Origin of the sequence: Anaerobiospirillum succiniciproducens DSM 6400 (assembly GCF_000482845.1) — a bacterium.
Taxonomy (GTDB): domain Bacteria; phylum Pseudomonadota; class Gammaproteobacteria; order Enterobacterales; family Succinivibrionaceae; genus Anaerobiospirillum; species Anaerobiospirillum succiniciproducens.
Genome location: NZ_AXWV01000107.1, coordinates 1 through 7,823, shown reverse-complemented (window position 1 = coordinate 7,823; position 7,823 = coordinate 1). Strand labels below are relative to the sequence as shown.

The window sequence follows — 7,823 nt, the reverse complement described above, 5'->3', positions numbered from 1 at the left end:
AGCAGATGATGTTGCTAAAGTTCTGAGAGAAAGAAACCAGACACACACAGCCTTTAGGAATGCCACAATCCTCTCATTAGCCAATTCTGGCAAATCTCCAAAAGACATAGCCAATGAAGTACATGTAACTTGTAAAACTGTACATACTGTCATAAACAAGTACTTAAAGCACGGGCTTTCATCATGCTGGAGCGATCTAGAGCGTTCCGGAAGACCGGTTTCAATCTCGGATGAGGCGAAGTGCTATGTTATAGGCTTAGCTTGCAACAAGCCAACAGCATATGGTTATCCTCATGAACTGTGGACAATTGATTTGCTTAAGCAGCATGTCAGAAAACACTGTATGGAAAATAACTATCCAGAGCTGAGTAATGCATCAAAATCGACTGTCTGGAGAATTCTCAACAAGAGTGACATAAAGCCGCACAAGATTAAGTACTATCTTGTAAGAACTGATGAGATGTTCGAAGAAAAAATGAAGAACGTTCTCATGCTCTACAAGGAAGTTAGTCTTTCAATTGAGCAAGGCTTAACTGATGATTGCTACTATGTCTCCTTTGATGAGAAGACTGGTATGCAGGCTTTGTCCAATATACATGAAGATAGAAATCCCAATTTAAAACATGGCTTTACCTCAAGAGATTATGAGTACAAGCGACATGGAACACTCTCGCTTCTTGCGAGCATTGACCTTGTATCAGGCAAGATAACAGCACTTGTTCGTGAGCGTCATAGAAGCTTTGAGTTCATAGAGCATCTTAAACTTCTTGACAGCACGTATCCAAAAGGAAAGCTTATAAAGATTGTTTTAGATAACCATAGAGCTCACTCCTCTAAAGAAACCATGGCATACTTAGAAAGTGTTCCTAACAGATTTGAGTTTGTTTTCACTCCAAAACACGGTTCATGGCTAAACATGATTGAAGGGTGGATTGGAAAACTATCACAAGTCCTCCTTTGTGGTATGCGTGTTAAAAGTAAAGAAGAGTTATCTTCTCGCATAATGGCATATATTGATTTAATAAATGAGGCTCCAATGGTTTCTAGATGGAGATACAAACTCGATGAGTTAGATGTTTAATCTCGAGTACCGTATTTATGAAACATACTACTAGCAATAGCGAAGCGCTATATGATCGCTAGCAATAGCGTAGCGTTTGGGCATTGAGTTTGTAGCCTAGCCATTTGATTGGGCACTAAAAAAGCCGCTGTGGTATGACCAGAGCGGCTTTTTTAGCTTTTAGATAAGCATCAAAGCTAGCTTGAGACTAGTCTAATGGCTTGATGTCCTTGATAGCTTGCTCAAAGCTCTTTTGAGTTGGCTCAGAGGTAAGGCCATATTCCCAAGTAATTACACCACCCATGTTGAAGACTTTCTTATAGCCAGCGTTTGACATGTGGTACATGGCAAGACCAGAGCGACGACCAGAGCGGCAGTAGAGCAGTACTGGGGTGTCATTCTCTTTAAGTAATGGCAGCTTCTCATCATCAAGCAGGCCATCTAATGGGATGTTGTATGCGCCTACAACATGTCCTTGTGCAAATTCTTCAGGAGTACGCACGTCAATAACAATTGCTGCACCCTTTTCAATGATAGCGTTAGCCTTGTTCTGCTTTAGGTCAGCTGGTGATTGGTCAAATGAAAAACCTGAAAGAAGATCATCGCTGGCAATTGCGTTGAAAGATGGAAACATTAAAGCTGCTCCGATAGTAAATACTTGTAATAGCCTTTTCATGAGAACAAGTCCTAAAAATCTATTGTGTGAAGCTAGTGCAGATAAACATCGAACGGGTCATAGCAAAGTAATATAGACCATCATAGCTGCAACACACAAAAAATCTTGAATATATGTGGACGATGTGGTGCATTATAAGACTCTAGCTACATGGTTAGCTAACTCTTACTAATGATTCTCATTTTGATGCGCGTTGATGCGATTGACGCTGAAGAAATGGCAAAAGGTGCTATGAGGATCTTCAAAGCTCGGATGGAGCGAGCTTTGAAGATTAGCTAAGTTTTAGATTAGCTTAGATTAGCTAAGCTTTAGATTAGCTTGCGCTAGCGTTCGTCATGGTAACTAACAATGCGGCTAAATGATGGCGCTGACATGATGCGGTTTTCGATCATCTCGAGCTTTTGTTTACCTGAGCTAGGTAATAAGCAGTAGATAAGATAAAGTGCTAGCAGCGTTGAGGCTATGCACATGAACAGTAGTCCGGTAAAGCCAAAGCGGTGCAGAGCTGGCTCATAGGTTTGAATACAAAAGAGAATGCCGGTGCTGTTTGAAACTAAGACAGCAGCATAGCCAAACTCACGAGCACGAATAGGCATTAGCTCAACGCTAATTACAAAGATGAAGATAGCGTAGGCTCCAAAGCTGAAAATGATATAGCCAGTAAATGAGATGCTCATAATCCAGTTTTTGAGGGCACTATCGTCAAGTAAGGTAGCTAAAGAGCCAATGAGTAAGAAGATAGCTGAAATTACACCACCAGTGAGTACTAAAGAGCGACGGCGTAATCTTTCTGATGAGAATAAGAACAAGAGTACGCTAATAAACGCGGCAATGATGGCTGTGTAGATGACATAGCTTTCAAAGGTGTAAAAGCACTGTGAGTTATCGGTGCATAACAAAGTAGGCGAGAGCTTGTTAATAAGTACGTATGGGATGATAGTTACGCCGCTTAAATTGAACATGAAGGCAGTAAAGCATAAGAATGCTAGGAGGCGGCGGTAGTTAGTATTTTGTAAGAAGAACTCAATACCACGGGTTTCACCACGGCAGCACTCATTGATCTCTGCAAGCTCACGGGCGGCAAAGCTCATCTCTTGGCGTAAGTTAAATAAGACTGATAAAGCTGCATCAGAAGAACCTGCTACGGCTAAGTAACGAGGAGACTCAGGCAGTTTAAAGACCGCTAAGGTAATGAGCAGAATATTGATAAGGAAGAGAATTACAAAAGAAATTAGCGGCTTGCCCGGAATACCTTGATAGGAAATGGCTGCAATGATGCTGCCAAAGACGACAAAGAACGGTACTAACATCAACGATAAGGCGCGGTTTCTCGGCAGCATAATCTCATTGATGTACAAAGAGGCTGAGGTTAGGTACAGACCCAAACAAAAGCCAATAACCCATTCAGCACAAAGCAGGGTAGATAAATTTGGAGCTACAAAAGAGGCGAGGATGGCAAGTGATCCTACAGTTGAGGAAACTATGATGCTCAGCTTTCTACCAGAGCCGTAAGTAATGTAGCCAGCGACGAAAGTGCCAAAAAGCAGGCCTAATATATAGCTGCCAATGATTATATCGCTTTGACTTTCAACTAATAAATAGAGGCTCGATAGAAAGCCTTGATTTAAGAATACCGAGGCGATGTCAAAGCCAAAGATGATACCCATGGCTGCTACGATTACCGCGCGTGATAGAGGACGCAAGGCGAGATCTTTGTATTTTTCGGTATTGCTTAACATAAGGTATCCATAAGGCCTATGATAGGTACTGCCTGTTTAGTGGCACACACTCATTAATCCCAAGCGATAGCATACAAAACTCTCAAGAGGTTACCCTCTAAACTTAAGGACGTTAAGTCACGATATTTAATCTTGTTAGACATAGTAGCTATCATCAGTTAGAAGCTATAAATAGCTTATGCTGTGCTGCACTTAGATAGTGGTAGTGAAGGTTACATGATGCCTACAAGCTAAAAGAATAAGAGTGGGGTTTTGTATGGGCTATGAGTGCCTAAGTACGAACATAATCTTAAGCTAAGATACTGAAAAACACAAAGCTATACAGGATAATTGGCAAATTCTGATATCATTGCGCTGTTATAGTTAATCGCAAGCAGTGCTTGTAGTGACTATAGATGTGCTCAATCACTCAGCAAATGACATTTTGACTACTCTTAACAGGGGGATCCATGGAGATTAACAAGGTACCTGACTTTGGTGGAAGAGTTACCGTTATTGGCGATGTAATGCTCGATCGCTATTGGTATGGCTCATCTAGCCGTATATCTCCTGAGGCTCCAGTGCCAGTAGTCAATGTAGAACGTTATGAGAATCGTGCCGGTGGTGCTGCCAACGTAGCTTTAAACTTAGCAGCGTTAGGTATCAACTGTGACATTATCGGTATCGTAGGCAAAGATGAGCAGGGCGGAGTCTTAAAGGATCTGCTCAAGCAAAAGAATATTGAGCCACGCTTTTTAGAAGAAGAAAATCTTCCTACTATCACCAAGCTGCGTATTTTAAGCCGTCATCAGCAGCTCTTACGCGTTGACTTTGAAAAGGGCTATGAAAGTGTAGACCAGGGCCACTTGATGCAAACTCTGCGTCAGTCTTTACGTGACACCGATGTCGTTATTTGCTCTGATTACGGTAAGGGCGCATTAAGCTCTGTTCAGTCCATGATTAAGGAGTGCCGCTCTCGTAACATTCGCGTACTCGTTGATCCTAAGGGTACTGACTTTAGCCGTTATGCAGGTGCTCATCTGTTAACCCCGAACATGTCTGAATTTGAGGCAGTAGTGGGTAAGGTTAAGGATGATGAGGATTTAGAGCGTAAGGCATTAAAGCTCATCAAGGATGTAGGTTTAGACGCACTCTTAGTTACCCGTAGTGAAGATGGCATGTCTTTAATTGTGCCAGGCAAGAGTGCTCTGCACATTCCAACATATGCTCGTGAAGTGTTCGACGTAACTGGTGCGGGCGATACCGTAATTGCTACTTTAGCAGCCTGCCTTGCTAGTGGCTGTGATTTGCCAACTGCTTGTGCTGTTGCTAACTACGCTGGTGGTATTGTGGTTGGTAAGTTAGGTACCTCAACTGTTACCCCATCTGAGCTGCAAGATGAAGTCGTATCTCGTTACGGTAGCTGCATGCATTCAGGTGTAGTTACTGAAGATGAGTTAGTTGAGCAAGTTGCCCACTTAAAGCAGAAAGGTAAGCGTGTAGTTATGACTAATGGCTGCTTTGATATTCTGCACCGTGGTCATGTAGATTATCTGCAAAAGGCTCGCGCTCTTGGTGATGCTCTCATTGTGGCAGTTAACTCTGATGAGTCTGTACAGCGTCTTAAGGGCCCAACCCGTCCGATCGTGCCTTTAGAGAATCGTATGGACGTGCTTGCAGCCTTAGGCTGTGTCGACTTTGTAGTTCCATTTACCGAGGACACTCCACAACGTCTGATTGCTCGTGTTCTGCCTGATATCTTAGTAAAGGGTGGTGATTACAAGGTTGAGCAGATTGCAGGCCACAAAGAAGTGCTTGAAAATGGCGGCAAGGTTAAGGTGTTAAACTTCGTCGACAATTGCTCAACAAGCAATATCGTTAAGAAGATTCAAAGCCAAGCCTAAACTTTAGCAAAGCAGGCTTGCCAACCTAAGTTAAGCTAGCGAACGCTAGCTTGGCTATGGAGGCGCAGTATTAAAATGCGCCTGCTGTGCGGGCGCTGATATATTCAGGCGATAAAAAAGGGGAGCTCCTGTGAACAGGGGCTCCCCTTTTTTTGAGGCTAAGATCTTTGATTCAAAGATGCATGAGCAAGCTTGGGCTCATGCAATTGCCTCACAGATAAACAAGATCGTGCTGATCTTTTTATAAAATTACTTGGCTCTCTTAAGGCCAGTGTTAACCTGCTGCAGGTCGCTCATGGTCAGATCGCCCTGAGTATATAAGAGCTGTAAACGTGACATGATGAAGTTAAAACGAGCAGCAGATAAGCTCTTCTTTGCAGAGTAGAGCTTCTGAGTAGCGGTTAACACGTCAGAAATAGTACGGGTACCAACATCATAACCTGCCTGAGTTGCATCTAAAGCACTCTGAGCTGACTTTTCAGTCTGCATGTAGGCACGTACAGAAGAAATAGCAGCCTGTACGTTGTTGTAGTTATTGTTAGCATCAGAAATCATAGTACGGTGAGCTAGTTCTAATGCCTCAGATGCTGCAACATAGCTGTGCTCAGCTTGTGAAACCTGTGAGGAAACTGCGCCACCAGAGAAGATAGGGATATTAAGAGCAACACCTACCTGAGCGTTATTGGTCTTACCCTCGGTAAAGCCAGCGCCTTCAATTGAGTAGTCATTGTCTACAATGCCAACAGAGCCCTTGAGGTCTAAAGTAGGCTCGTGACCGGTCATAGCAAGCTTAACGGTATCCTTGGCAATATCACGGCTTACGATGCTAGCTTGGAGACCTAGGTTGTTCTTCTCAGCCTCTGCGATGATTTGATTAATAGTCTTGGTAACAGGCATTGGGCTAAAGCGAGTTGCGTCGAGCTCATTTAAGTTAGTTACCTGGCGACCAATTAACTTACGAATCTCTTCGTAGGAGTTAATGAGTACGTTCTCAGCAGAAATAACTTCTGCAGTAGCCTGATCATAAGCAGCCTGTGCTTCAAGCTGGTCGGTCTCTGCAATCAGACCTACATGGAAACGACGGGTAGCCTCATCAAGCTGACGCTTTAAAGCAGCCTGATTGGCCTTAGCAAACTTAACGGTATCCACAGCGTTTAATACTGAGAAGTAAGCAGTGGAGACACGTAAGATTAATTGCTGCTGGGCATTGGCGTAAATAAGCTCCTGACGAGCAGCATTCTTAGTGGAGATATCACGGTTTACCCATGAGCTGTGACGCCAGATAGCCTGAGATAAATCGATAGAACCTGAAGTAGTGCTAGTGTTATATGACTGGCTATTGTTACCAGCAGGATCGGTACGCTTGTAAGTATAGCTACCAGTAGCTGACAGTTGTGGTAGTAGCGCTGCTGTAGCTTCATCAATAGCCGCTACGGCACGGTCTCTTTCAGCCTTAGCTTGAAGAACAACAGGATCTTTTTGATAAGCCTCGTTGTAGATATCTAAGAGATCTTCTGCTTGAGCACCTGAGGTAGATAAAACACCTGCTAGTGCCATTGCTAACATTCCGACTTTGAATCGCATTTAATAAACCCTGATCTTCAATACCATCAAGTCACAGCTTAGTGCACCTGACTTGATAAGTGACGTGCATTGTTACACTTGTTTGCACTACATGAGTCTAAGACTAGCCTATATTAATAATAGTACATGTCCCTTTGCTATGAATTAGCTTGGCATATGCATGCCACATATAGATGGTTTTAGCAGCTAAATCTTGCTAGTCCTTTAAGTAATAAGGCAAGTGGCCAATATACTAAGAGCCTATCATAAATCTAGCAGCTCGGATAACATTGGCAATTTAACACAACTTGCAGGTTAACCGATAAAACCCACTCAATCTATGTAATTTTGCACCAAATGGTGTTTTCTAGATGAGGTTGGCTAACTATTGGGCATGCTAAACCTTAAATCGAAACACATAAAAGAGGCTACAAATCAATGTAGCTAAGACGCTCTAAAGAGTTGAATGATAATATAGTACAACTTGTTAGATAAAATTGTCCGATTTAATGAGTGGCATGTTAAGTCAACTTTTGCCAAAACAATATGAAAACGCCCTATATAAAGGTATTAACTGCTATATGAGCGTGGTCTATTCTATCATTTTTACCGACATTGATGTATGTATCTTGAGACAAAAATTTTGTAATTGCGAATGTTTACATGTAGCTGTAGCTGCAGCAGCTTATAACGAATATGTTGCCTAGGATTGAAGATAGAGGACGGGAGAATTGGTGGAATGTAGATATGGTAGGGATTTGTTGCTATTGACTAGATACAACATAAAGATATAAAAAAAAGACCAGTTAAGGTCTTGAAGTATGGTGGAGGTATACGGGATCGAACCGTAGACCCTCTGCTTGCAAAGCAGATGCTCTCCCAACTGAGCTATACCCCCACAT

The 7,823-nt window shown here is 42.6% G+C and carries 5 protein-coding genes and 1 tRNA gene; 2 read left to right on the top strand and 4 right to left on the bottom strand.

Going from position 1 to position 7,823, the window contains the following annotated elements; all coding sequences use genetic code 11:
* A partial coding sequence (locus H524_RS0111390; protein ID WP_027940293.1) for an IS630 family transposase occupies positions 1-1,081 on the top strand: 1,081 nt, incomplete at its 5' end.
* Positions 1,082-1,268: 187 nt separating this feature from the next.
* Here the strand turns inward: H524_RS0111390 and H524_RS15625 are convergent.
* Both H524_RS15625 and H524_RS0111375 read right to left on the bottom strand, forming a co-directional pair.
* A complete protein-coding gene (locus tag H524_RS15625) occupies positions 1,269-1,736 on the bottom strand; it encodes a rhodanese-like domain-containing protein (RefSeq protein WP_084281770.1) in 468 nt (155 codons plus the stop codon).
* Positions 1,737-2,059: 323 nt separating this feature from the next.
* Entirely contained in the window at positions 2,060-3,475 is a 1,416-nt protein-coding gene (locus tag H524_RS0111375; protein WP_027940292.1) for an MFS transporter, read from the bottom strand.
* Positions 3,476-3,924: 449 nt separating this feature from the next.
* On the opposite strand from H524_RS0111375, the gene hldE reads away from it, so the two are divergent.
* Positions 3,925-5,358: a bifunctional D-glycero-beta-D-manno-heptose-7-phosphate kinase/D-glycero-beta-D-manno-heptose 1-phosphate adenylyltransferase HldE gene (hldE, locus tag H524_RS0111370; RefSeq protein WP_027940291.1), complete on the top strand. Its 1,434-nt coding sequence runs from the start codon at positions 3,925-3,927 to the stop codon at positions 5,356-5,358.
* Positions 5,359-5,607: 249 nt separating this feature from the next.
* On the opposite strand, the gene H524_RS0111360 is transcribed toward hldE, so the two are convergent.
* Positions 5,608-6,942 (bottom strand): TolC family outer membrane protein, encoded by a 1,335-nt coding sequence (locus H524_RS0111360; protein WP_027940290.1) that lies wholly within the window; start codon positions 6,940-6,942, stop codon positions 5,608-5,610.
* An 801-nt stretch (positions 6,943-7,743) separates the two neighbouring features.
* Positions 7,744-7,819 (bottom strand) — tRNA-Ala (locus H524_RS0111355).
* Positions 7,820-7,823: the final 4 nt, after the last annotated feature.